15 protein-coding genes are annotated in these 26243 nt (G+C 44.1%); 3 read left to right on the forward strand and 12 right to left on the reverse strand.

All coding sequences use genetic code 11. The features are described 5' to 3' along the window. A partial coding sequence (locus DBR11_RS29725) for a hypothetical protein (protein ID WP_199233928.1) occupies positions 1-650 on the forward strand: 650 nt, incomplete at its 5' end. 21 nt (positions 651-671) lie between these two features. Beyond that, positions 672-9908: a neuraminidase-like domain-containing protein gene (locus DBR11_RS22755; RefSeq protein WP_108554900.1), complete on the forward strand. Its 9237-nt coding sequence runs from the start codon at positions 672-674 to the stop codon at positions 9906-9908. Positions 9909-9959: 51 nt separating this feature from the next. Here the strand turns inward: DBR11_RS22755 and DBR11_RS30570 are convergent, their stop codons facing one another. From DBR11_RS30570 to DBR11_RS22815, 12 genes are all read right to left on the reverse strand, one after another. Further along, on the reverse strand, positions 9960-10148 hold the full coding sequence (locus DBR11_RS30570) for a DUF6266 family protein (RefSeq protein WP_108554901.1): 189 nt from the start codon (positions 10146-10148) through the stop codon (positions 9960-9962). Further along, on the reverse strand, positions 10145-10507 hold the full coding sequence (locus DBR11_RS30575; RefSeq protein WP_108554902.1) for a DUF6266 family protein: 363 nt from the start codon (positions 10505-10507) through the stop codon (positions 10145-10147). Before DBR11_RS30575 ends, DBR11_RS30570 begins: the two co-directional genes overlap by 4 nt. A gap of 157 nt (positions 10508-10664) precedes the next feature. Next, complete coding sequence (locus tag DBR11_RS22770) at positions 10665-10853, reverse strand: hypothetical protein (RefSeq protein WP_108554903.1); 189 nt, start codon at positions 10851-10853, stop codon at positions 10665-10667. 781 nt (positions 10854-11634) lie between these two features. Then, entirely contained in the window at positions 11635-13143 is a 1509-nt protein-coding gene (locus tag DBR11_RS22775) for an arylsulfatase (RefSeq protein ID WP_108554904.1), read from the reverse strand. A 9-nt stretch (positions 13144-13152) separates the two neighbouring features. After that, entirely contained in the window at positions 13153-15213 is a 2061-nt protein-coding gene (locus DBR11_RS22780) for a sulfatase-like hydrolase/transferase (protein ID WP_108554905.1), read from the reverse strand. A 113-nt stretch (positions 15214-15326) separates the two neighbouring features. Beyond that, a complete protein-coding gene (locus DBR11_RS22785) occupies positions 15327-16856 on the reverse strand; it encodes a glycoside hydrolase family 32 protein (protein ID WP_108554906.1) in 1530 nt (509 codons plus the stop codon). Next, positions 16853-17107: a GH32 C-terminal domain-containing protein gene (locus DBR11_RS22790; protein ID WP_158275365.1), complete on the reverse strand. Its 255-nt coding sequence runs from the start codon at positions 17105-17107 to the stop codon at positions 16853-16855. Before DBR11_RS22790 ends, DBR11_RS22785 begins: the two co-directional genes overlap by 4 nt. Then, positions 17035-18351, reverse strand: coding sequence for a glycoside hydrolase family 32 protein (locus DBR11_RS22795; RefSeq protein ID WP_108554908.1), 1317 nt, complete (start codon positions 18349-18351; stop codon positions 17035-17037). Before DBR11_RS22795 ends, DBR11_RS22790 begins: the two co-directional genes overlap by 73 nt. An 18-nt stretch (positions 18352-18369) precedes the next feature. Beyond that, positions 18370-20088 carry a RagB/SusD family nutrient uptake outer membrane protein gene (locus DBR11_RS22800; RefSeq protein WP_108554909.1) on the reverse strand — a complete coding sequence of 573 codons (1719 nt, stop codon included), beginning with the start codon at positions 20086-20088 and terminating at the stop codon, positions 18370-18372. 11 nt (positions 20089-20099) lie between these two features. Then, entirely contained in the window at positions 20100-23204 is a 3105-nt protein-coding gene (locus DBR11_RS22805) for a TonB-dependent receptor (protein ID WP_108554910.1), read from the reverse strand. 27 nt (positions 23205-23231) lie between these two features. Further along, positions 23232-24161: a carbohydrate kinase gene (locus DBR11_RS22810; protein ID WP_108554911.1), complete on the reverse strand. Its 930-nt coding sequence runs from the start codon at positions 24159-24161 to the stop codon at positions 23232-23234. Positions 24162-24171: 10 nt separating this feature from the next. Further along, positions 24172-25506 (reverse strand): sugar porter family MFS transporter, encoded by a 1335-nt coding sequence (locus tag DBR11_RS22815; protein WP_108554912.1) that lies wholly within the window; start codon positions 25504-25506, stop codon positions 24172-24174. Positions 25507-25790: 284 nt separating this feature from the next. On the opposite strand from DBR11_RS22815, the gene DBR11_RS30315 reads away from it, so the two are divergent. Continuing rightward, positions 25791-26243, forward strand: a 453-nt coding sequence (locus DBR11_RS30315; RefSeq protein ID WP_233260865.1) for a substrate-binding domain-containing protein, incomplete at its 3' end; no start/stop codon positions are given.

The raw sequence follows: 26243 nt of genomic DNA on the forward strand, positions 1-26243 counted from the left end.
TGAGCTATGCAACCGTACGGTCAACTGTAGCCGTTAGAGCCTGGGACCGGGGAGACTATGGAACCTCAATATTGAATTATACTGTCGGAATCATAGAATGTTTTCACTATGCCACCTTTGGGGACACCCATGCAGAAAGCGCTAAAAATGTCGTGTTTACGATGGTGGTTTCTGCAGGCATGGGTGCATTGGGTGCTGCAGGAGGAAGACCTGGGCTACCTGCGGAACCACCTCCAAGACCCAACCCTTTTGCCGGCTTGTCTGAAGCAGAAATAGACACTGCACTGAGCACAGTAGAAACGACTGGTCCCATACACCGGGTACCTGCGTCGGTAACCCAAACCACCACCACGCCATTATCTGATTTTGTACCGATCTCCAGATGGGGACGACCAGGACTAAGGCCAGGCGACTGGGTAATGCCAGGATCTCCAAGTTGGCTCAACTATTTCTTCTCTTTCAAATGGGATCCCAATCCAACCAATATCCGGGCACCATTTGCCAGCGGTGAAGCCTTCCTTGTACCACCGGAAAGTGTGACCTGGCCAAGAGGCTGGGGCCCTGACGGGGCTTTCAAAGGCCTGTTCGGACAGCGGGTATATACACCTGCCCCACCGCCACCAGCATTACCACCAGCACCAAGACCATAAACCTATTTAAAATACAAAGTCATGAACACCAATCAACATCAAAAACCTAATTTCGTTTTAGGCAGAATAACAGACTTCACCGGCAAACCTATAGAAAACCTGGTGGTCGAAATCTACGATCAGAACCTGCGTTCGGGTGTGCTTTTAGCCGAAACCAGCACCAATAAAAACGGCCAGTACAAAACCAGCTGGCAGCAAAGCCAACTCAGCGGCCCCAATCTCCGTACCGCAGACCTGGCATTGAAAGTCTACACCCCTAAAAAAAGGGTCCTTGTCTATGCCTCCCCGCTAAACAAAGTTCGCTTCAATGCCTCCCCAAGCGAGGTGATCGATGTTGCGCTACAGGAACCTATTCAAGACCACCTGATCGAATTTGATGAACTGCTGAAAGAAGTCACTTACCTGGCGGCAAACCTCGCCATTGCCGATCTTCAGGAAAGCACCGACTACCAGGATGTCAGTTTTCTGTCTAAAGAAATCGGAATCAAACCCGAAAAGATCGAACACCTGATCCTGGCACACAGAATTCAGGCCATTTCCAAAATAGACCCGGATTTCTTCTATGCTTTACTACGCGAAAACACCTTATTGCTCAGTGATCCTTCGCAGAACCTGCCGATCCGACTTTCCATTGGCTTGCAGAGCCCTCCAGAACCTTTACTGCTGGAAGCTGCATTGAAGGAGACCGATACCCTCAGTCAAACGGTAAAAACAGCCATAAAAGGCCAGATTGTCAATCCCTCCCTGGAAAAACGCTTCAAAAGAAACCTGGAACTGCTCCAAAGCTTTAAAAAAAGAGCAGAAAAATACAGCACAGAGCAACATACAGAAAAGATCCTCAGCACTATTGGCCGTTTCCTGCTGGATGGCAAAGTACAGGAAGTCAAAAAACTGTTTAAGGAAAACAGAAACGACCTCAATGCCTTCTTTGACAAAGTAACCAATCCGGCCTTTTTCTCCAGTAATGCTCGGGCTGCAGATGTAAAGACCAGTATTGCCATGGGCCAGTTATTTGGTTTTGGCAACGAAATCATCCCTCATCTAATGAAATCAAGGAAGATCAGTAAGCCAGAAGACATCAGAAAACTGGCCAGCTTGAATAAAACAGAATGGCTAACAGAACTCACCAAAGCCAATGGAAGCAAAGCACCAACGGCAGAACAAAAAAAGGCATTAAGCTTTTACGCCTCCACTATGGTGCGTAAAATGGAAAAAGCCTACCCTACAACGGCTTATGCCGCTCAGCTGAAACGGGAAAAAAGCACTGTATTTAAAACACAGCGTCAGATCCTTGACTTCCTCAATAAAAACGAAGACTTTAACCTCGCCAAAGATGCAATCCAGGAAAATCAGCCTTACAGCAATGAATTGAAGTCCATACAACGCATCTTTAAACTCACACCAAGTTACAGCAAGACCAATGCCCTGCTGAAACAAAACATCCATTCTTCGCACCAGATCGTCGCCATGGGCAAAACCCGTTTTCTAAAAACGGCTGCACCAGCGGCTAACATTGAACCTGCAGAAGCTAAGGAAATGTTCCGCAAAGCGGAGAGTACCAATGCCGCTGCCATGATGAAGATCGGAGAATTGCAGGCTACCTTACGCGCCGCAGATATTGCCTCGTTGAAAAACAAAAACCTCTCTCTTAAACTTGAAGCGGTGAGCAAAGACTTTCCGAACCTCAAATCTTTATTTAAAGTAACCGATACCTGCGCCTGTGAAGAATGCAGATCGGTGTACAGCCCGGCAGCTTACCTGGTGGAGATTCTCCAGTTCCTGCATCAGCGCAGTGTGACCGACATCAATACCCATGTTACTTCCAATATCGCCAAAGACGTGTTATTTGAACGCCGGCCGGATTTGGGCGAAATAGACCTGAGCTGTGCCAATGCAAATACTTCCCTGCCCTATATCGACCTGGTTTGTGAACTCCTGGAAGAGGCCATTGCACCCGATCAGGGCATCAATTATCACGGAAAACTTTCTGACGGGCCCGACCAGTATACAGGTACTATTTCCGCTGCCCTACTGGCTAAACTCGTGGCCAAAGGGCTTCCTGTAACCAATAAAGCGCAAATCTTCCATACGGAAGTTCCCTCTGGGAGCTCAAGTACCACTTTACCACATTACCTGCGGGACAGCAAGGCTGTATGCAAAATAGAAACCACAGGCACCGACAAATATAAAGTTTACCTGTTGCGCCAAACTCTGGCTCCTGAAGATGAACTGGCAGCGGCACCAGCTTACGTAAACCAGAAAGCCTATGATCAACTGAAAAACAACACCTATGCCTTTGGCCTGCCCTTTGACCTCAACCAAGTCGAAGCGACCGCCTATTTCAGCCGCTTTGATCTCTTCCGGGCCAACCTGATGAGCGATTTCAATTTGACAACAGTAGCCATTACATCGGCCATGGCTGCTGAAATCCTGGGTTTAACCGACAGCGAAAGTACCCTCATTACTACATCTACACCGAGTATTGCGGCTCAACAGCTGATCTGGAACACGCCAGCGCAATGGGACAGTCCTGCAGTGAGCGGAAATGTTGTGGATTATATGAAGAGAGTAGATCACTTTCTGGATAAAACCGGACTGAGTTTTAGTGATCTGAGCCTGCTGCTCACCCTGCAATATATCGATAATAGTAACAACTTATACGTTTACAACAAAGACCTGACCTGCGATACCAGTCAGAAAGAAATTGCGAACCTGGACGAAAAAGTTTTGGACCGCATCCATCGTTTTCTGCGCCTCCAGAAAAAAACAGGCTGGAAATTTCAAACTCTTGACAGCATCATCAGCCAGGGCACAGCCGGCACTATTGATCTGGTCTTCGCTGCTACAATGAAAAAACTTGCAGATCAAACTGGCTTAAAAATAGACGAACTGATTGGTTACTTTGGCCATATCTACTATACGCCGGTCAACAACCTGGTGCCCCTTTACCAACAGATCTTCTTAAACAAAGCCAAAAACGGTGTGATTGATGAAGGTCTGTTGCCCGAAAAAGTAAATGGCAGCCAATTGCTAACCACGTACAGCAACAGTCTTTCCATATGCCTGCAAATGAAAACAACAGATCTGGAGAAACTCTATCCTTTGCTACCAGATGCGACGTTAAACTTCCCTAATCTCAGTTACCTCCTGGGCGCCTCCCGGCTGATCAAAAAACTGCACCTGAAAACGGATGATTTTCTGATCCTGCTGGACATGACTGGCATCAATATTTTTACCGGACCCCAAAAAATGCTGGATTTCATCAACCAATGTACCCTGCTCCAGTCAGCCCCATTGAAACCGGCCGACATCCAGTTTATGCTCCAGCACCAGGCAGCTAATTTGAGCGACCGGGAACTGAAAGAGGATAAAATTCTGAACAACCTGCTGGCGCTACAAAAAGCCTATCAGGACAATTTTAAAGCCAACCAGTCCAAGTTTAATCCAGATCTGAGTGCAGAAGAACAACAGGCGACCCTGCAAGGTGAACTGTCTAAACTCAGCGTTTTAAGCGATGATGATGTCAAAACCATTCTCCAGTTTCTGAATAAAGTATATGTTACTGTTGCTACAGCAAAGGCCTTTATCAACAGTAAATTATCTTCAATTTTTGACACCACCAATATTAATTCGGCATTAGATGCTTTAGACGCCGCAACAGGAACCGACAAGGACTTGGTGAAGGCCCTTTTAGATGCCATTTCCGATTATCAGCTTTTAAGTGGAAAACAAAGCATCCTGCAGCAAAATCTGATCACAGCCTTTAAATCAGATCCGGATACCATCAATGTGGTCTTACAATATGCAGAATTGAAACAGCCGGCACCTGGATCAGGTCTCCTCTCGGATATTCTGATTTCAGATACTCTAATTGACACCGATCCAAGCCATGTTTTTCCAGTGCCCCCTGCACTGAACGCGGCTGCTTTCCCCAATCATTACGCCAGTTTCAGACTGCTTCATAAGTTATTCCCATTATTAAGCTCCTTTAACCTAAGCACCAAAGTCTTAAGCTTTTATTTCCAAAACAACAGCACTTTAAACTGGTTTACTTTTGACAGTATCCCTTATACCACAGGCCAGACCGTGATAGACCAGCAAGGCTATGCAGACTTTGTCCAGTTCCTGGCTATAGACCAGCAATACCCGGCGATTCCAGATCCTGCAGATGCAGCTGCTTCCATCTCCTTTTTAAGCCTTGCAGCTCTGCTTTTACCCGGCGCTACCACAACGAGAGATCAGTTTTTACGCACACTATCTATATTGACCGGCTACGACCAAACAGATTTGGATACCATTGACAATTATCTGTTTAGCCCATTCAACCTAAACAACTACACCAAAATAAAAACCTGGAAGCGTTTACTGCAGGCAGCAGCAAATCTGAGTATTTTAGGTATTGAACTTGCACAGGCCCTTCAATACATCAAACCGGTTTTAAACGATGCAGATGTCCGTACGCTCCGGGCCGCTTTAAAATCCCGTTATGAGGAAGACACCTGGCTCCTGACCCTCAAAGACATTATGGATGACATCCGCCCTCAAAAAAGGGACGCGTTGGTGGCTTACCTTTTGGCCATCAATCCAGATATCAAAAATACAGACGACCTCTATGACTATTTCCTGGTCGATGTAGAAATGGAAGCGGTCATGTCCACTTCACGCATTGTGCAGGCACATGGCACCATACAACTTTTTGTACAACGCTGTCTGATGGGGCTTGAACCCAAAGCCGCGGCAGATCTGGACGACGATGCGAGCTGGACACAATGGGCCTGGATGAAAAACTACCGGGTTTGGGAGGCCAACCGAAAAATATTTCTGTATCCGGAAAACTGGATTGAGGCAGAATTGCGTGATGAAAAATCCTTCCTGTTTGAAGAACTGGAAGATCAACTGCAGCAAAACGAACTGACGGCTTTTACCGCCGAAGATGCCCTGATCAATTACCTTGAAAAGTTAGACAACCTGGCCTTTTTAGAAGTCATGGCCACCTGGTACCAGACCGACATCACCACCATGCACGTCTTTGCACGCACCAAAGGCGGCGATCCGGCCAAATACTATTACCGCAGGTTTGAACAGGAACGTACCTGGACCCCTTGGGAAAAGGTAGACATGGACATCACCGGTGACCAGCTCCTCGCTTTTGTACGCAACAACCGGCTTTGTCTGGCCTGGCCCGTGTTTACCGAAGTCCATGACCCGAATCAGGGCTCTACCCTGCCCGATACCGCTGACAGTTCAGAGCAAAGCATCGACAAACCCCGTAGAAAACTAAAAATCCAGTTGGCCATCAGTGAATTCGCAAACAAACAGTGGCAGCCTAAAAAGGTGTCGCAGGATGGTATTATGACGCCAGACACCTATGTCACCGATGATCTGCCTACAGACCGTTACAACATGATCTATGCAGAACAGTTGCAACAGGTGCAATTTTTCAGAAGTGGTTTTGAAGGAGAATACGAATTTCAGCAGATCAGCGGAATTTTTAACCTGACCGGTTGTAAAGGCTACCCGGAACTCATTTTTCAGGGCAGCAAAGACTTTAATGATTTCTATCCGGACTTCAGGGATACCCTGCTCAAATCACAGCGTTATGACGAGTGGAACCAAATCCCCGGGGATGACCTGAGTGTGAGGAACGGCATGTCGCCCACCAAATTTTACGAAATCCTGCACCAAACCCCAGGCAATTTCAGGCTCAGTTACCCGCATCAGTTCACCAATATCGATTTGCTGGTGCTGCTGTTTGAATACCTGGCCATGATCCTGGACGGTGAATCTGGCGGTAACGAACACTATGCCTATGTGGCCAACAGAGGAAGAAAGATTAAACTCGCCCTGGGTACCATGCTGCCTTATTTTATGGAAGACAGCGCGCATGCCTATGTGATCATCCCTGGTTACTATCAAAAAGATAAAACCCGTTTTAAAGACAGAGTTATTTTCTCCGACAGAGATGAACGCACCGCTTCAGACATTTTTAAACTGCTGAAAGACATCAGTAACTTCATCAATAAATATGCGGCTATTGTTACTGAAAACTTCCCAACTGATTTGACCGCTTTTGCCCATACCGTGATCACCGATCCGGATTTTCAGAACATCCTGACCGAATTGAGTGCTTATGAAGGTTTTGATAAGTTATATGATGCTTTCATTGGCGCAAGCGGCAATCCCGAAATCGACAAAGTATTAAAGCAGTTGAGAGATGCGAATGGTTTGGAATACGGAGAAGAATTCAAAAACATGTACCACCCCTTAGTTTGTGCTTTGCGTACGGTCCTTTACAAAAACGGCGTACCTGAACTGATGAAAAGGGAAACCCAGCTGATGAAAACCGCCTTCGATTTCAAAAGCAATTACCTGCCCAATCCGGATGTCGTTCCATTGGGTCAGATCATCAAAAACAACGGCAACAAAACGTTGAGTTACCCTGTTGAGGACCTGGATTTCAGTAGTGATGGCAGTTACAGCATCTACAACTGGGAACTTTTCTTCCATGTGCCTTTCCTTCTGGCTACCCGCCTGACTCAAAATCAGAGCTTCGAAGATGCATTGACCTGGTTCAATTATATGTTTAATCCAACGGGTGCCTTATCCGGTGATGCCCCTCAGAAATACTGGGTCACCAAACCTTTTTATTTAAATCAGGATGCCGATTATATCGCCCAGCGCATAGACACCATCCTCTATAGTGTTGCAGGCCCAACTTCCACAGAAAGAACCCAACTGGAATACGCGATAGAACAATGGGCTGAAAATCCATTTAAACCGCATGTCATCGCTAAATTCAGACCGGTAGCTTATCAGAAAGCTTTGCTGATGAAATACCTGGATAACCTGTGTGAATGGGGAGATAATTTGTTCAGACAAGATACCTGGGAGGCCATTGGGCAAGCGACACAGATGTATATCCTTGCAGATAAAATCCTCGGCCCCAAACCTAGAATTATCCCGCCTACAGTTCCTGCGCCTTATGAAACCTATAACCAATTGGAGCGTAAACTGGACTCTTTTGGCAATGCATTAATCAACATGGAAAATATGGTTCCGGATTTGACTGTTCTGCCGGAAAAAGGAAAAGAATTGCCTCCGCCACCGGTTACACTTGCGATGCTTTACTTCTGTATCCCTCAAAACGACCAGATGCTAACCTATTGGGACACCATTGCAGACCGTTTGTTTAAAATCAGGAACAGTCAAAATATTGATGGTGTAGAACGCAGTCTGGCACTATTTGCTCCGCCAATTGATCCGGGAATGCTGGTTCGTGCAGCCGCTGCAGGTCTGGATATTTCTTCGGTAATCGCTGGAATGAATGCCCCAACGCCGTATTATCGCTTCAATGTTCTGGCTGGAAAAGCCACAGAACTGGCCCAGGAAATTCGTGGGCTGGGTAATGCACTGCTGCAAAGCTTAGAGAAAAAAGACGCGGAGGCCATGTCCTTGCTCCGTAGTGAGCTGGAATTGAAAGTACTGAATGCCGTGCGTGACCTTAAAGTGCTTCAGATTAACGAGGCTGCTGCGCAGATAGAAGTTTTGAAAAGGACGCAACTGGTAACACAGGAAAGAGTACAGTATTATGGTGCAATTGAAAAGATCATTTCCAACGAGCAACTGAACCTGGATAAACTGGATCAGGCCGTGGGCTGGCAAACTGCAGCAAATATTGTGGCCACTTTAGGCAGCGGCCTGGCCTTGATTCCTGATTTTGCTTTAGGGGTTTCCGGATTTGGAGGATCGCCCCACGGCGCTGCCAAATTTGGAGGAAGCGCACTCGCACACAGTACCGATGCGATTGCTAAAGGTTTAGGTATATTTAGTACAATTGCGACTTTTGAAGCCAATAAAGCTTCTATTATGGGTGGTTATGACCGTCGCTATTCGGATTGGAAATTACAGGAACGTTTGGCCATTAAGGAATCTGCTTCGATTGATCAGCAAATTACAGCCGCGCAGATCCGCAAGGATATTGCCACTGCAGATTTGAAAAATCAGGACCTTCAGATCGACAATACGAAAAAAACAGATGACTTTATGCGGTCCAAATACACCAATAAGGAACTGTACGACTGGATGGTTGGACAAATTAGTTCCGTATATTTTAAATCTTACCAGATGGCTTTTGACATTGCTAAAAAAGCGGAACGTTGTTACCGTTTTGAATTGGGCAGCGACGATACTTTTATTGCTTATGGTTATTGGGACAGCATGAAAAAAGGCCTGCAAACTGCAGATAAGCTGATCTATGATCTAAAACGCATGGAGACCAGTTATATCGACAAGAATAAACGGGAATACGAAATCACTAAACACGTGTCTCTGCTTCAACTCGATCCTTTGGCTATTTTGCGTCTAAGATCTTCTGGAAGTTGTGATTTTGACATCCCCGAGGCTTTGTTTGATCTGGATTATGCAGGTCAGTATTTCAGACGCATCAAATCAGTGAGTATTAGTTTGCCTTGTATCGCCGGCCCTTATACTTCCGTAAGTGCTAAACTGTCCTTAGTGAATAACCGATATCGTAAGTTGACCAATCCCGACAATATCGCCACTACAGGATATACCGAAGACCCGGGAAATGACGAACGTTTTGTGTACAATGTGGGTGCGATACAGTCTATTGCCGCCAGCAATGCGCAGAATGACAGCGGAGTTTTCGAGTTAAACTTTAAAGATGAGCGCTATCTCCCATTTGAAGGTACAGGTACGATCAGCAGCTGGAGGTTAGAGCTTCCTGCTTCTGAAATCAGGCAATTTGATTACAACACGATTGCTGATGTGATTGTACATATCAAGTATACCTCTCGCGAAGGTGGCTCTTCGTTGAAAGGGTTGGCCAACGCTTCTTTAAAAGACCGGCTGGACGTGATCAGGCAGCAGCTTTCGAAAGAAGGTTTGCATGTAGCGGTCAATGTGAAACACGATTTACCGAACCAGTGGAATTTGTTAAAAACTGCTGGTCATGTCGATTTAACGATCGATTCGATGCGATTGCCGTATATGGCGCAGATGCTGAACCCGGTTATCGAAGAAGTGATGTTTGTGGCCAAGGTAACGGGAAATCCTGCAAGTTACGCTATCCAGGTAGATGCCGCGCCATTGAATCTGGCCAGAGTAGACGCCTGGAAGCTCTGCCAGGAAACCAGCACATCCATAACCTTAGGTACTTCCTTCAACTTAGCCATCTCCACAGCTCCGTTGAAAAATCTGGAAGAACTGATATTAGTGGTGAAGTATAGCTTTAGTTAGTTATTACTAAACAAACCCGCAGAGTGTCCTCTGCGGGTTTACTATACAACTTCATTCTCCCAAATACACGGTTGTACTTACCTGGCTTCCTGTTTTATTCACAAAATGCATCCAACCATGCACAGTATCTCCCGCAAAATTCTTGTCCATTTGTAAATGGACTTCTTTTGCAGAACGCTCTGCCGCGTTTTCAAAAGTCAGGTACTGTTCTTTCTGAGGATTGTAGAAAATCAGGTTCATCCGGTCTTCCCGATCACGATACTGGATTCTGGTGGATTACCCCATCTGATGTAAAGAATATCGTTTTGTTTCGGGAGTATTTCCAAAACCCAGGAAGTAACCAACGCTCCCCTGCTTAAAATCACTTTTGCATAATCTATTTGATAATCATCTGGCCCTGTGCCAAGCATGGCTTCTGTCAGGTGATAGGATAACGCTCGGTTTAGAGGCGTGGCATTGTATTGCCCGCTTTGATAGCCGATATTGATAAAAGGCTTCAAAGGCTTTAACCAATTCATGGCTACTCCAAACTTTGCTCTTTGATTGAGCTGTCCGTATGTTGGTTGTTTCTTTGAAGGCCTGGGAAGGCTCCTGCCCACTTACAACTTCCTAGAGCAGCAGGCAAGGACAGACAAAGATAGGCACAAACGATCAAAATCAGGCATTATTTTATATCAATCCTTCATTCCTTGGTGTATTTTACAGTTCTAGGGGCAAGAGGAAACCCCTCGAAGACTGGACAGCATAGCACTCTCTTCATTCCAGCTGCTCTAAAACCAATCCTAGCGTCAAACCCGTATACCTGCAAAATTCTTCTACAGTCAAATTATCATTACGGTTCTTATTCAACTTCGCCTTAATCGCAGCCACCAGCTTCTGGGCAGCAGTTCTGCCCTTACCAGTCAACACCTGCACGTCCTTTGTATACACAAACAACCTTGCCATAACTCACCCCTTTCTGTATACATTAAATATCCTGGCGCAACTGGCCATCAATTTGGTATCATTATCTGAGGTTGATTCCCAGGTGTTTTGAAACCCAGATAAAATAGAACAAAAGATGTTGGCTATCCTGGGCGATTTTTCCACCGAAGACCATGAACTCATCTTACAAGAGATTGTTCAGGAAATAGAAAATCGGAGTAATGGCGAGTTAGAACAAGGAAGATATTTAAAACAATTGCGCATTTTGATGCAATTGCGTAACTTACATAAAGATTCATATTAATAATATGGCACTAACAGGAAAAATATTCAAAGAAAAAAAAGGACATCTTGTACATCAGAGGCGAGATTAAAGGTAAAATGGAAACAGCCTTGGAAATAGCTAAAGAATTAAAAAAAGAAGGCTTATCCAATGAATTTATCGCCAAAACTACCAAACTCTAGATTCAGGAAATCGAAGCGCTCTAATACCCTCCTCCTAGTTCTTCCAATTCATGGAAGACCGCGCGCAAAACACTCCAATTTTCTGCGCAAAACTACAAAATAAGATATTAAAACCCACATTATAGGAAAGCTACATCAACAATCACCAAAGCCTTCCCTTTCACCACCCTCCCAGGTCTGCGCCCAAGAGCTAACCTAATTCCCTCCTCTGCAATTTGCGACGAAAAACCCTTGTACTCTGCGGAAAGGCCTCAGAGATCTGGGCGCTCTTCGCGCCCCTGATATCGTTAGCCTTGAAGTAGAGTACAAGGGTTTTTCAAAAAAATTCACCTCCCAACTAATTACCTTTAATCTTAATCAGTAAATCGTCCATTTCCTTTACCTTTTCCGGAAACTGCTTTGCCAGATTTTGCTTCTCACCAATATCAGATTTCAAATTATACAACTGTGGTTCTTTTGAATTACCAGATTCAATCCCCACATCTTCCATATAACTTGCACCCGGATGAGGCTGTATATACTTCCAATCGCCCTGAATAACAGCCGTTGCATCCCTTTGGCCCTGTTCAATCAATACCTTACGTCCCGTTTTATCCTTCCCTAAAAAAGCAGCCAGCAAATTCTCACTATCTCTAGCCTCCCGGGCAGGAATACTTTGCTTCAACAAGCCAGCAAAAGAAGCCAGTAAATCCATTTGACAAACCAGCGCATCAGAAACCTTACCCTGTGTCCTACCGGGCCAGCTCACAATAAATGGCATACGTGTACCTCCTTCTAAAGCACTATATTTTCCTCCCCTCAATGGGCCTGCAGGATTATGCCCATTTCGCATGGTCACGGCACCATCCTGATAACCATCATCCAGTACCGGGCCGTTATCACTTGTAAAAACGATCAGTGTATTTTGATCCAGCCCCAAAGACTTTAACTGTTTCATCAATTGCCCAATGGTCCAGTCCAATTGCAAAATTGCATCACCACGGTACCCTAACCCACTTTTCCCTTTAAACTGCGTAGCAGGCATGCGCGGCACATGAGGCTCCGTTAGCGTATAGTAAAGAAAAAAGGGTTGTTTCTGATGTTCATCTATAAATTGAGCCGCTTTTTCCATAAACGTACTCGACACTTCCTCATCCACCCAGCGTGCCCGATGACCGCCACTCATAAAACCTATACGGCCTATGCCATTAACAATCGTGTTGTCATGCCCCTGACCAGGAGAAGATTTCATTTTTAACAATTCCGGGTGTTCTTTACCCGTTGGGTCATTGCCAACTTTCTTCTGATAATCCACCTCTATAGGATCAGCAGGATCCAAAGCTACAACCCGATGGTTTTCCAAAAAAACCGTGGGTACCCTGTCTGCTGTTGCCGGAAAGATAAAAGAATAGTCAAAACCAACCTCAACAGGTCCGGGTTTAACTTCTCCATTCCAGTCCTTTTCTACTTTTTCCCCCAAGCCCAGGTGCCATTTACCTACAATAGCAGTAGCATACCCCGCTTGCTTAAACAATTTAGGAAGCGTTATTTTGTCCTGAGGCACAATTAAAGCTGCATCACCCGGTAATATTCCGGTCCCTGTGCGTCGCCATGGATACTGTCCGGTCATTAACGCGTATCTTGAAGGCGTACAAGTAGCAGAAGTAGAATGAGCATTGGTAAAACGCAAGCCCTGCTGTGCCAACCGGTCCAGATTAGGGGTATGTAATTTGGTTGCCCCGTAACAACTAAGATCCCCATAACCGAGATCATCAGCATAAATATAAATCACATTTGGTTTTTGCTGCGCAGTGGCCGGCAACAAAACCGACAAGACCATAAACAGACTAAAATATATCTTTTTCATGCTTCGGGATTAGATTTTGTTTCTATAGAAATTATTTTCAGGAATAGCCTGTCTTTTGATAGACGGCCCTTCCCATTCCAGTTTAAGATTCCGTTTTTTAATTGCCGAACTGGCAAGGTAAGACAACTGAAAAGGATGCATCCCTGCTTTTAAATAAACTTTTGCAGTTTTCACCTCAGCCCCTTGATATCCATAATCTTCATCAATTAGCGCAGCTGCGTGCAAACGGAAAAAGGATTTGGTATCTGCATTTAAATAGAAAGTATATTCCCCATCTGCAGGAACATGCAGATAACCCTTAAAAATATGAACAGGGTGTTTATTGAGGGTATGGTTTCCAATAGCTTTAACCACACCTTTTTCTGCAATTTTCAGGGTAGATACATCAGGTATCCAGCTAAACTTTCCATCATATGACTCCGTTTGTATACCCTGAACCACCTGTTTAACCTCCGTAGCTGGAATAAAAGCCGTGTCATAGGGTCTTGGCGCCGAAGCATCTGCCTGTCTTACCTGCAAGACCTTATCTTTCATAACCTGCTGGAGTTTAGAACCGGCAGTCAGGCGGCCAGCCAGGTTTTTAGTCTGCCCGGGATCATTAACCACATCATACAATTCAAAATCATCCTCGGCCGATTGAATATTATAACGCACACCAACGGTATCGCCCATCCGGATCATCTGCATCTGGTTGCGCTGCCGCCCCCTGTGCTCGGGTGCAAACTGTTTAAAACCAGGTGTTTTTCCTTCTTCAAAATATTCTACATAGACCAGGCTCTTTTTTTGTCCTTTCTTTTTAAGCAGCGAAGGCATTAAGGAAACACCATCCGTTCTGGTTGGAGCAGTTATACCGGCTGCATCTGCAAAAGTGGGCATCCAGTCGTAAGAAATATTAGGCGAATCGACGCGACTACCTGCCGGAATGTGTTTAGGCCAGGAAACAATGACCGGCATTCGCAAACCACCTTCCCAGCAATCCCTTTTTATCCCGTCAAAAGGGCCAAAACTACCAAAAAAGGTAGGTTCATATTTTTTAGGCAGATAGGACTCAATGGATGGCCCATTATCAGAAGAAAACACCACGATGGTATTGGAATCGATATGCAGGTCTTTTAACAATTGTACCAGATCTCCCACCTGATGATCAATCCGGCTCACTACGGTAGCGTATCTTTTATAGGTATCTTCATAGGGTGCATTGGCATATGCGGGGTCAACCCAGGAATCTATCGTTCCAGAAGCTGTATTGATCATGTGCCCTGGCGTTCCCAGCCATTGTAAGCCTCCTTTTAACCCGACACCTTCAGGATAAGCCTGTGTAGGCAGTTCCAATACCGCATGTGGCGTATCATAAGCCAGATACATAAAAAAAGGCTGATCTGCCTTTTTACTGTTTTGATGTTTAATAATCCAGTTTTTTGCCGCTGCAGTCCAAAGGTCTCCGGTATAGCACTTATCAAAATCCTTACTCTTTTCTGTATAGTTATCCCAAATTTCTTTTTTGCCCCGGTACAGGCCCTCTTTAGGGTAATGTTCATGGCCATCGCTGTGCCTCATATAACCAAAATACTCGTCAAAACCTCTTTTTAACGGATGGGCGGGCCAGTCTGGCTTTTCATTTACACCCTGTAATCCCCATTTGCCGATAGCCGTGGTTTGATATCCGGCCTGTTTTAAAACATTAGCCAGGGTATAATTGTCTTCCAGGGCTTTATCAAATTGATTGTCCCTCACATTTGCATGGCCTTGGCTAACCCCAAGCATAATAGAGGCACGTGAAGGCGCACAAACTGGAGCTGCACTATAGCTTTGGGGCAGAACAGCACCCCCCGTAGCAAGTTGATCAAGATTTGGGGTAAGTTCCCAAGGCTCATTTTGCTTATTTGCCTGAGCCCTTTGTTCCTGAAAAAACACCCCTAAATCTCCGTAACCAAGATCGTCGGTGAGTATAAATATAATATTTGGAGGATTATCCTTTTTTTTCTGCGCAGCAGCAGGAACACTTGCAAGTGCTGCTACAACAAGTAAAGCATAAGTTTTTAAACGGTTCGAATTAATAAGATCTAACATTCATGTGGTTCATTGATGTGGCTAAAGCCACAAGTTAACCAGAATTTAGATCTGCCAAAGATAAAATATTTACACAAACGATTGCATGAAATACGTTTGTGTAAATATCAATGCTAGAGGGCACTTTTTAAGGGGGTGTATTTCACTTTCTTCAGGATATACCCTGCATTAGATGCGCCCGTTTTAAAATAGACCTGATTCATTGGTTTCTGAGGAAAAAAGACATCAGTCATTACGGTCAATCCCCCATCTGCAAAAAACTCCACAGAAGCCACATCAACATAAACGATAAGATCCATCTTTTTGCCACTTCCAATTCTCGGTGCCGTATGCAGTTTTTTAAATTCCGGGTTGAAACTGACGTCTCCGGATTTGGAGCGGTCTATGAAATAGCTATTGGTCTTTTCATTATAACCAAAGATCAGTTTATCGCCCAGTTCATTTTCTAAAGAAAGCGCAAAGTCTTTCAACTGATCTGCCTGGAGTTCCAGTTTAAATGGACTTTTCAAAGGATTCCCTTGTACAAGTTTAAGCCTGTTTTTAACCTGAATATTAGATTGAGACACTGACTTCAAAGCAATGTTATTCAATTCTTTAACCGGAATAGTTTTCAATAACACTTCTCCATTTGCTTTTTCCAGCTTCAGCTCTCTTGGTAAAGTAGCAGCTCCTCTCCAGCTTGGCGTAGGCACTTCATTGGCATAAGTCCAGTTATTCATCCACCCCATAAAGATCTTTCGCCCTCCTGTATTTGACCAGGTAATTCCAGCATAGTCATCTGTGCCATAATCCAGCCACCTGGTCTTATTGTCTCCAGGCGTAAAATGTTTTCCATCAAAATCACCTATAAAATACTGTCCTCCCGAGCCGCCATTCGGTGCACCAGGGTTAATGTTCACAATTAGTACCCAATAGGTTTTGCCTTCTAATTTTAGAGGAAACAAGTCCGGGCATTCCCATACCCCACCAAGTCCACCCTCATGAGCTCCGAACTCACTTTCTTTCGTCCACTCTTTTAAATTTGGAGAAGCATAAAAAGTGATCCGGACTTTCGTCGCCAGGGTCATGATCCATTTTTTGCCCACTTCATACCACATTACCTTAGGATCCCTGAAATCCACAATACCGGGATTACGCAATACTGGATTTCCATCATATTTTGTCCAGCTGTTTCCTTCGTCCAAACTGTAAGCCAGGCTTTGGTTCTGAAAGTCATTCCTCCCAGCCTTTTCTCCTTTAGGGTCATGGTGGGTAAAAATGGCCACCAGAGGCACCTTACCATCTTTACCAAATCCCGAAGTATTTTTTTCATCCACTACAGCGCTGCCAGAAAAAATATAGCCTAAGCTGTCTGGATACAACGATATAGGCAGGTGTTTCCAATGAACCAGATCTGTGCTGGTGGCATGCCCCCAATGCATGGGACCCCATTTGTTTCCTCCGGGAAAGTGCTGGTAGAACAGATGATATTTCCCTTTGTAGTACACCATTCCATTCGGATCATTCATCCAGTGGGTCTGGGGTGTAAAATGAATTTGCGGACGGTATTTCTCCCTTTCTTTTTGAACTGACTGCCCCTGAACATGATAACTCAACAGGATCCCTAACAGAACAGGTGTAATTATTTTATTTCCTATACTCATTTGTCCATATTTAATACGTTCAACTTGATAAATTTAGCTCCTGCTCCAAATACAGAAACACCGGTAGCATCCTGGTCCGGATAGATCAGGGAAGTAAACACCTTTTCTCCATCAACAGCAAATATCTCCAGGGAAGATTTGTCTACCATGATTTGAAGTTTTAAATCACCTGATGATTTTAAAGAAATGGTTTGCAACAAATTACCATCTGGCTTCCTACCCTTTTCACTACGTGTAAAATCAACATACAACTCTTGATTAGTCGCATCATAACCAACGATGATTTCCTTGAAGCATCTGCATTCTGTACAATTTTAAAACCTGCTTTACTGGCTTCGCCCATTGAAAATTCTGCATCAATCCAATAGGCATTTCCCTTACCGGCTTCAGGCAACGAACGATCCTGACTTCCAATAACGATATTGGATAAAACCTGTTGTTTATTGATATATTTTGCTTTTACTGCCTTACTGAACACGGCAGAGGGCTGCTGAAATAACCTCAATCCTTCGCTGGTTGTTTTTAAAGAAAGATCTCTGGGAACAGACATTTGTCCTTTCCAGGGGGAAGTTTCCTGTTCTGCGGGCATTAGCCAGCCAACCAAAGTATTTAGCCCTTTATCCATTCTCCATGGAATAGCCGCATAAAAGGCATCTCCATATTCTACGGTAAGTATCTTTTCAGGATCGTCATTTTTAAAGGTTTTTCCATCAAAATCACCTACAAAATACTGTATAAAAGGCCCTTTGTCTCCGCCAGAAGAGACCATCAGTACCCATTTTATATTGGAAGGGTTTCCATCAACCGCCAAAGGCACCAACGACGGGCATTCCCAATCGTGCTTCTTATAACCTGAGGGACCAAAATCGCTCAATAAAGACCAGTCTTTTAAATCTTTAGACCCATAAAACTTAACCATAAAATCATCTGGAACTGCAACACTCATCACCCATTGCTGGCTTGGTTGGTGCCAGAATACATTAGGGTCCCTGAAGTTTTTCCGGTGCAGGTCGATGACCGGATTTTTGGCGTAAGGGGTAAAACTCAGCCCACCATCATTGCTGTAAGCAATAAACTGCGATTCCTTTTTTTGAGTTGGCTGATCCGCTGTGTAGACAGCAACCAACGGGGCCTTTCCATTTTTACCAAAACCACTGGTATTTTTAGTATCCAGTACTGCCGAACCAGAAAAGATCCAGATTGTGGTATCTTTACTCATCACTTCTGGAATGGCCACTGGTAAATGCTTCCAGTTCAGCAGATCTCTGCTGGTGGCATGTCCCCAGCTCATATGCCCCCATTTATTTTCAAAAGGATTATGCTGATAATACAGATGGTATTCCCCGTTCAGAAAAATAAGGCCGTTGGGATCATTGATCCAGTTTTTAGCTGCTGTAAAATGATACAACGGCCTCCATTGAGGTGTACCAGTGCGTTGACCAAAGGCGGTCAAAGCACTGAAAAACAACAATATTAAAGATAATTTATGTTTCATATCAATTTGATTTTAAATCTACCAGCCTGTATTTTGTTTATATAATCCTTTACTGAAATTGATCTGGTTCAGCGGGATGGGCAAATATTCATCGCGGTTCTTTTTGAACGCCGCATCCAGGAGATGTGGCTTCCTGGTTTTTTCAACTGCAAAATAGCCATTCATATACTCTGCTGCAATACCCCAGCGTACCAGATCAAAGAAACGATAGCCTTCCATTGCAAATTCCAGGCGGCGTTCAAACCTTAAAGCCTGACGGGCAAAATCAACAGTCCAGGTACAGTTTACCCCAGGTTTATACGTATCTATCTTATAATTAGAGATGGTATTGCCATTGGCCTGTTTAAGTAAAGATTCACTGTTTATGGCCCGCTGGCGAACCTGATTAATCAGCGGCAAAGCTTCTTGCGCCCTGCCCAACTCAATCAATGCCTCAGCCTTAAATAAAAGTACATCTGCATAACGGATAATAGCCCAGTTCTTTCCGCTCGACATAAATGGAGGGAATTTTTTAAACGCCGGATCATCCGGCAAAACAGTCTCTTTCATACTCAGGTGTGGACCATAAATCTGAGGTGCACGTGCCCAGGAAGTTTGAAAGATAAAACTTGCTCTATATTTGTAAGGATGCCCTGGGGTAGCGACTGTATGGTCGATGCGCGGATCAAAAGAATTACTTTGATAGTCTCCTGCAGGTTCAACATCCTTATTGTTGTAGGTTGTTGGCATTGGTAATCCATTATCATCTGTTTTAAAGGCATTGATCAGGTTATTGCTGGGTACATGGAAACCGCAGCAACCGTATTCCTGATTCATTGGATAGTTCAGCTCATGACCAAAATCCTCCCTTCCCTGTGGCGTGCCATCATTGATAGAATATTGAATTGCAAAAACAGATTCTTTGCCATTCTCAAACTGAGATAAAAAGTTATTGGCAAAATCGGCACTTAAAGCATAGGAGCCAGAGGCAATAACCTCATCGCACAGGCTATTCACCTGGGTTAATTTGGCCTGATCGATAGAAGTTACATTATTGCTTTCATCCTGGATATAGGCATGGTATAAAAGCACTTTGGCAAGATAGGATTTAGCCGCAAACTTGTTTGCCCTTCCAATTTCTGGTTGTATAGCCGGCAGATTTGCCGCAGCGAAACTGAAATCATCTTCTATTTTTGTCCACAAGGCGTTATCGCTCAGTGCCCGGTTGGAAATGGTCGCATAACTCTCTTTAGGAAGGGTTTCGTCAATATAAGGCACATATTTAAACAGGATCTTTAAAAGGAAATAAAAATGTCCCCTTAAAAACTTCAATTCACCTTGTCTGATGGTTTTGTTAGGAAAATCAGTTGCAGAGATGGCATTTACACGGGCCAGGGCATCATTTACCCTTCCTATGCCTACGTATAAACGAAACCAAAGCGCATCTGTAGGTCCGTAGTCTACCCGGTTTAGTGAAAAAGTTTCATAACCATGAAATTCACTAACGTCTCCCGGTCCATCACCTCCTTTATAAGCATCGCCGCTACGGATACTGCCATAAGGCCACATACTGCTGTAAGGAGTCATATATTCATCATTGCCTAAAGCAGAATAAGCAGCAATGACCATTTTATCTACATTGGCAGGTGTATTCAAATCGCTGCTTGCCGCTGTGCCCTGCGGATTTGTATCTAAGGCCTTTTTGCAGGACATTAAACACACACACATTAGAACTGCTATATATATTTTGTTATTCATGTCTGTAAGAATTAAAATGAAACATTAATACCCATGGTTCCGATCACCGGGATTGGATAAACATTGGAGGGATTTTCCGGATCTGTTGCTGTGTAAGATTTACTCTTGATAGTCAACAGGTTACTGGCTTGAATATACACCCGCGCAGTTTTGATATGCAGACTGCTTAAGGCATCTTTCAGGTTATAACCCAACTGTATATTCCGTAGCTTCAAATAAGATCCGTTTTCTATAAAATAAGTAGAACTCCTGCCTTCATTATTGCGGTCTACAGTGGTTAAAGCTGGGATAGTTGAATTTGTATTTTGCGGTGTCCAGGCATCTAATGTTCTTGTTCCCCAGTTGGCGCCCGGTGCAATAGAAGCAAAATCAGTTAGTCCTTTATAGGTATTATACTCCTTTACACCCTGCACACCCTGGAAAAAGAACACCAGGTCAAACCGCTTGTAACTGATGCTGGCATTCAAACCATAGGTAAAATTTGGATCTGTTGTTCCGATAAACTGCTGATCCTTGCTATCAATAACACCGTCGCCGTTCAAATCCTTATACCGGATACGGCCAAGACCCTTACCGGGCTGAACGGCTGAATTGTCGACCTCATTTTGAGAAGTGAACAAGCCATCAGCTACATAGCCGTAAATAGAGGTCACAGATCTACCTAAAATGGTCTGATCTGTACCATTGCCCGGGTAAGATGCAATCGCATCTGGCGGTAAGCTGGTGATCTTGCTTCTGTAAGCGGCAATATTGCCTGTTAATGTAAAGGATAGATCTTGCGAAACTCTTCCACTATAGTTTAACAGGAACTCAAAACCCGTATTTCTTACAGAGGCAGCGTTGATGGTACGGTTACCGGCTTCGCCTAAAACTGCCAAATAAGCCGGCGTAAGCAGGATATCTTTGGTGTTCTTAACAAAGTAATCTGCAGATCCGGTAATGGTGTTGTTGAACAAACCAAAGTCCAGACCGAAGTTGGATTGGGAAGTCGTTTCCCATTTCAGATTATCGTTCCCTTGCTGTATCTGGGTAAATCCTGAAGGCAACTGGCCTGTTCCCGCCCCACCAATATCGTAGGCAGAACCTGTTTCATAGCCAAAAACGTGGTTAACACCATAAATTGCAGAATACAGCGTATAAGGAGCATAATATGGACTGGCCTGATTACCGGTTTGTCCATAAGAAAATCTCAGTTTCAGATCAGAAATGGCGTGAATATTATCTTTAATAAAACCTTCTTCACTTAAACGCCATCCCAAAGAAACTGCAGGAAAGACCCCATATCTTTGGTTCGCTCCAAACCTGGAAGATCCGTCCCGCCTTACGGTAACGGAGGCCAGGTACTTATCATCATAGGAATAATTGGCTTTGCCAAAGAAAGAAAGCAATGCATAGGTTGCACCAGAGCCACCGTTATCGATATTGGTTGATCCTGAGCTGAGGTAGGCATAGTCTATGTTTTCCAAACCAACACCTTGTCTGGTACCATAAAAGCTCTGGTTGATATATTTCACCTGTTCCTGGCCAGCCAGTACATCAAGCTTGCTTTTTCCCTTGTTCAGATTATAGGTTAATGTATTCGTAAATATCCAGTTGCCCTCGTAATTTGCGTTCTGGTTTACCAGATTGGTTGGATCGGACAGGAAACCCGACACATAGGATTTTCTTAAAGTACGGGCATAGTTGCCATTGTAATCTGCAGAGATACTGGTGCGAAAGTTCAGGCCTTTAACGATATTGACTTCTGCATAAGCATTTCCCAATATTCTTCCGAAATTGCTTTTGTTCTGTTTATTGTCTTCTATTAGTCTTACCGGATTCTGTCTGTCGGCCATTCCTGGTGCCGGGCCTCCCCATCCTATTCCATCTACAGTATGAATTGGAACGGCAGGTTCTTCAATTTGAGCAAGTGAAGTCACATCGCCTGTTGGGATCAGTACATCCTTCATATAGGTCCCCGTAAATGTTTCGCCTATTTTTAAGCGTTTGTTGAAAAAGCTGTATTCAGAATTAAAACGGGCTGTAATTTTCTGGTCATGCGTTTCTTTGATCACGCCTTTGTTGTCATAATAACTTACGGAAAAGAGTGAATTCCCCTTTTCATTTCCATTTGCCATAGACAGGTTGTAAGATTGGATCACCGAAGTTTGACCGATCTCATTGAACCAATTGGTATTGGCTGGCATCATGGTTTTGGCCGCATCCAGATACTCTGGAAGGATGACCTGGTTCAACACAGGATTGCTGAAGTCATTGTTCCATTTGTACTGATAAGTTTGATTGGTATTGGGATCCAATTTATCGTTCACAGCAGCTTGCCAGTAAGCTCTGCCGCGTTCTTCCGTATTTAAAGTTTTCAGTTTTGAGGTATAGAACTGAAGGGAAACGGAAGCATCGAAATTGATATTGCTATACCCTGCTTTGGCCTTTTTAGTGGTTACAATGATGACGCCGGCAGCAGCCCGGGAACCATAAATAGAAGCAGAAGCCGCATCTTTTAAGATCTGTATGGATTCAATATCACTTTGATTAATCTCCTGCAAACCGCGCTGGGTCTGTACCCCGTCAATAATATACAAGGGATCGTTACCAGGCAGGCCAGGCAAAGGAAGCGTCGTATTTCCCCGCACCCTAACAGCTGCTGCGCCATTTGGAGAACCATCTGCCGTGATAAATAAACCAGGAACCCTTCCTTGTAAGGCTTTGATCGGGTTCCCAACCGGGATGTCTTTGATTTCGTTTACATTGACCACTGCAACAGCCCCGGTAATGTCCTTTTTACGCTCCTTCTGATAGCCTGTTACCACCACTTCGTTCAGATTGGTTGCGGCTACATCCAGCTGCACATTCACTGTATTGTCCTTCCCTACGGTTACAGAAACGGTTTGGGCGCCCATATAAATAAATTTAAGGACCTGGCCACTTTGCCCGGGGATAGAAAATTTACCCCTGGCATCTGTTATTACGGTCTTATCTGTTCCTACCAGACTTACTGTAACACCTTCCAGTGGATTGGAAGATTTATCGGTTACGTTACCGGTTAACATACGGATTTGCGCAAACCCCTGCAAGGTTACTGCCAGTAAAAGGCAGCAAAATAGTATTGTTCGTTTCATACAATTTGGTTTTTGGTTATATATTGGTTAAATGCTTTTTTCTTCCATGCCTAACTTTCGCTTCCAGATAAACCTGTCCAGATCAAATTTGGAATACGCCGGGCAGGCACCGGATTGCGCAGTGATAAATGCGCCCATTGCAACCGCATAATCCAGGGTTACTTCAACGGGTTGCTCTCCAAGCTTCATGGCCAGAAAGGCTGCCAGAAAGGAATCTCCACTTCCTACGGTATCTGCTACGCGAATGCTATAGGCTGGGTAATCGTATCGGAAGGAGGCCGTATAATAAGTTGCACCATTACTTCCCTTGGTAATGAGTACTTCTCTAATATTGAACTTATTAAACAGCATATCTACCGCCTCCTGTTCTGTATTGCAGGAGGCATCATACCAACCTGCGATCATCATCAGTTCAGCTATATTCACTTTAACCAGGTGCGATCGGTGCAATAATGCAGCAATCAGTTCCTGGGAGTAATAAGGCTCACGGATATTTACATCAAATACATTGTAAGCGGTATACTCAAGCATTCTGAATAAGGCCTCCTGACTATCGCTATTTCTGGAACCCAGGCTTCCAAATATAAAAGCGTCGGCGCGGAGCAGTAGCGTTTCATATTCCGGTTGCCAGCTGATAAAATCCCAGGCCGCCGGATAGACAATATCATAAGACACTTCATGATTCTCCTTAATTGAAGCCACCACCTCACTGGTTTTATGCAGGTTATCTTCCTGTATATAATCTACCGGCAAACCAATACTTTGCACAAAAGCCCTCAGCTCCTTTCCTGAAGCATCGTAACCTACTCTGCTGATCATATAACTATGCAGGCCGAGTTTACGTAAATGGTAAGCCACGTTCATTGGTGCACCTCCCGGCTTTTTTCCTGTTGGCAGCATATCCCAAAGGATTTCGCCAAAACATACGGTTGTTTTTGTTGTGGATCTAGTCTTCATATTTGTTCATTTAGTGCATGACCAGGGTGGTTTCAATTTGTTCCAGGGAACGTCCTTTGGTTTCCGGCATCAGACGCCAGACAAAAATGAGCTGAAGCACCATCATACTGGCAAAAAAGAAGAAAGTGTTTGCCCCTCCAAAGGTTTCGGCCAGATATGGAAAGCAGAAAGCTATAATTGCCGCCATTACCCAGTGGATTGAACTTCCCAGTGTCTGGCCTTTCGCCCTCACCTGATTAGGAAAGATCTCGGAAATAAATACCCAGATCACAGCGCCTTGCGAGAAGGCGAAGAAGGCGATAAAGAGCATCATATAAGCCGGAATAGCAAAACCACTCATATTGCCGGAATAGAACGTATAGCCCACAAGGAACAAGGACACAATCAAACCTACAGATCCAATAAGCATGAGTACTTTTCGGCCTACTTTATCTATAAAATTAATGGCAATCAGTGTAAATATAAAATTGATGAGCCCAATGCCAACAGTAGATAACAAGGAAGAATGTGCGCCCAGCCCTGCCATTTCAAATATTCTTGGCGCATAATAAATAATCGCATTGATACCAGAAACCTGGTTAAAGAAAGCAAACAGCATGGCCAGTATTACAGGTCTCTTATACTGGGCCGAAAATAACTTTTCTTTTTGACCAGAAGAACCGGAGCGCGCTGCACCTGAATTTTGAATCGATTTCAGCTCTTGTTCGCAATTAAGTGGATTGATGATCCGAAGAATCTCCAACGCCTTTTCTGTTGCTCCTTTTTTCAGGATTAACCATCTTGGGCTCTCTGGAATAAATTTGATCAGAACCAGGAATAAAAATGAGGGAAAGGCTTGTACGCCCAGCATCCACCGCCAGGAAGTTTCTCCTCCCTGACTAATCAGGTAATTCGATAAATAAGAGATCAGGATACCGAGTACAACATTGAACTGGAACAGACCAACCAGCCTGCCACGCCGGTCTGCCGGTGAAACTTCGGAGATATAGATTGGCGCAGTTACAGAAGAAATTCCTACCCCCAAGCCTCCTAAAAGTCTGAAAACTAGAAACACATACCAATTATCTGCCAGAGCTGTGCCAATTGAAGACAACAGATAGGCAATAGCAACAAAATAAAGCGTGTTTTTTCTTCCAAAATAATCTGAGGGACGTGACCCCACAAGAGATCCAATGACGGTCCCGATTAATGCGATAGAAATGGTTAGCCCATGTTCAAAAACAGAAAGATGCCAGAATTCCTGGATTGATTTCTCTGCTCCGGAAATAACTGCAGTATCGAAGCCAAATAAAAAGCCGCCTAGGGCAACGACCATGGACCAGGCCAGGACGGAATGTTTTTTCATATGTGGGTTTATATATTGGTTAACGTTTGCAAAGTAGGTCAAATGGCTGTTAAGGGATACTGATATTGTTTCAAATGCATTAAAATTTGAACAAAAACACAAACCACTGTATTACAATCGTTTATTTTTAAATCACTACCCTCTCAACCAGGAAATCTTCAATTTTAAAACCCGAAATGTATAATTTTGATACACAATAGCACCTGGTAAACTTCTCCCGGACACTGCCAGATTTAAGGCTAAACTTTAATTTTTTATATCTTTAAGCATAGTGTCTAATAAATATGCCTTCAAGTCTTAATTTAAAACTGATCTTGTTATTTCTTTGCAGCGGAATGCTATTGGCTTGCGGGCAGAAGAAACAGCCCACAGAATACACTATTGGTGTTTCGCAATGTGTGGGGTCCGATCTGTGGCGCAGGACCATGCTAGAAGAAATCAAAATGGAACTCTCTCTGCATCCCAATGCCAAACTGATCTACACAGATGCAGACAACAGTAGTAAAAAGCAAATAGAACAGGTTAAACACATGCTGGAACAAGGAATTGATCTGTTGATCATTTCTCCTAACGAAGCCAAACCCCTGACCCCTATTGTAGAACAAACCTATAATAAAGGAATACCCGTAATTATTATTGACAGAAAGACTTCCTCTGGTTCTTACACAGCCTATGTAGGGGCCGACAATTACCAGATCGGTAAAATGGCGGGTGAATATGCCGGGATGATGCTGAAG

Origin of the sequence: Pedobacter sp. HMWF019 (assembly GCF_003061025.1) — a bacterium.
In the GTDB taxonomy this organism is placed as follows: domain Bacteria; phylum Bacteroidota; class Bacteroidia; order Sphingobacteriales; family Sphingobacteriaceae; genus Pedobacter.